The 1773-nt window shown below is 72.8% G+C and carries 2 protein-coding genes; one reads left to right on the top strand and one right to left on the bottom strand.

Annotation, left to right across the window (positions count from 1 at the left end; translation table 11 throughout):
* Positions 1-4 precede the first annotated feature (4 nt).
* A complete protein-coding gene (locus tag ABYX71_RS11840) occupies positions 5-796 on the bottom strand; it encodes a PhzF family phenazine biosynthesis protein (protein WP_372696695.1) in 792 nt (263 codons plus the stop codon).
* Positions 797-940: 144 nt separating this feature from the next.
* Here ABYX71_RS11840 and ABYX71_RS11835 point away from each other — a divergent pair.
* On the top strand, positions 941-1773 hold an 833-nt coding region (locus ABYX71_RS11835), incomplete at its 3' end, for a PLP-dependent aminotransferase family protein (RefSeq protein WP_372696694.1).

Raw genomic sequence — 1773 nt, 5'->3', positions numbered from 1 at the left:
GGGCCTACACGCGAAGCGCTCCCGAGTGGACCGTGACCGCCTGCCCGGTCAGGCGCACCCGGTCGCCGGCCAGTTCCACTCCCACCACGCCGCCGCGCCGGGAGGCCTGGAAACCGGTCAGGCGCGTGCGGCCCAGGCGCGCGCACCAGTACGGCGCCAGCACACAGTGCGCGGAGCCGGTGACCGGGTCCTCCGACACGCCGACACCGGGGGCGAAAAAGCGTGAGACGAAATCCTGGTCCGGCCGGTCGCCCGGCGCGGTGACGATGAGCCGCTGGATGCCGGCCGCCGTCAGGGCGGCGATGTCCGGCGTCAGCTGGCGTACCTGGGCGGCGTGTTCCAGCACCGCCACGTGGCCCTCCGGCCAGCGGCCGGTCCACTGCGGCCGGGTACCCAGCGCGGCGGCCAGTCCGGTCGGCGCGGCTTCCGGCTCCGGCGGGTCGGCAGGCAGGTCGAGCGTGATATCGCTGCCGTGGCGCGTGGCGGTGAGCCAGCCGCTGCGGGTATGGAAGCGCAGCGACGGGCCGGTCTGCCGGTGCTCGTGCCACAGCACGTGGGCGCTGGCCAGCGTGGCGTGGCCACACAGGTCCACTTCCACCGCCGGCGTGAACCAGCGCAGGTCCCAGTCGCCGTCGGCGCGCGGGTGCAGAAAAGCGGTTTCTGACAGGTTCATCTCGCCGGCCAGGGCCTGCATCCAGGCGGCATCGCGCGGCGTGTCGGGCAGGCACACGGCGGCCGGATTGCCGGCGAAGGGCCGGTCGGTGAAGGCGTCGACGATGTACAGCGGCGTCGTCATGGCGATCTCCGTTTGGCGGTTGGCCCACTGTAGGGGCGGGTGCGTTAGCGGTACAGATTCAAAAAAAGATTATTGTTGCGGCACAGTTGCCAACAAATCACACCTGTGCCGGTCCTGCCGGCCATCTGCTGTACCGGAGCTGCGATGGACCTGTTGTACGACCGGCTGGCCGCCGACCTGCGCGAGCACATCGAGCAGGGCGTCTATGGCGCGGGCGAGCGCCTGCCCGGGGTGCGGGCGCTCAGCCGCACGCGCGGGGTGAGCGTGGCCACCGTGCTGGCCGCCTACCGGCGCCTGGAGGCCGACGCCCTGATCGAGGCGCGCGCCCGTTCCGGCTACTACGTGCGCGCGCGGGCCGCGACCAGGGTGCCGGCACCGGCGCGCTCGGCGCCGGCCGCCCAGCCGAGCCCGGTGACCGGTCAGGAACTGGTGCTGAGCCTGGTCAGGGCCAGCAACGATCCGGCGGTGGTGCAGTTCGGCGCCGCCGTGCCGGACCCGAGCTTCCTGCCGGTGCGGGCGGTGGAACGGGCGCTGGCCCGCGCCGCCCGCCAGCACCGCAACCGGGCGGCGGCGTATGAATTTCCGCCCGGGCTGCCGGAGCTGCGGCGGCAGATTGCGCGCCGCATGTCCGCCTACGGCTGCGCCACCGGCGCCGATGATGTGGTCATCACCAACGGCTGTCAGGAAGCGCTGGTGCTGGCGCTGCGCGCCGTGACGCGGCCGGGGGACGTGGTGGCCATCGAGTCGCCCACGTTCTACGGCCTGCTGCAGGCGCTCGATTCCCTGCAACTGGAGGCGCTGGAGATTCCCACCGACCCGGTGGACGGCCTGTCGCTGGAGGCGCTGCAGCTGGCGCTGGAGCGCTGGCCGGTGCGCGCCTGCATCGCCACGCCGAACTTCAGCAACCCGCTCGGGTACTGCATGTCCGAGTCGCGCAAGCGGCGCCTGCTGACGCTGCTCGGTGCCCGTGGCGTGCC

This window comes from Immundisolibacter sp. (assembly GCF_041625615.1).
GTDB lineage: Bacteria > Pseudomonadota > Gammaproteobacteria > Immundisolibacterales > Immundisolibacteraceae > Immundisolibacter.
This window is presented reverse-complemented; position numbering and strand designations above follow the sequence as displayed.

Bases quoted from the DNA above. Each gene is read 5' to 3' on its own strand.
- ABYX71_RS11840 (WP_372696695.1), bottom strand. From the start codon at position 796: ATGACGACGCCGCTGTACATCGTCGACGCCTTCACCGACCGGCCCTTC.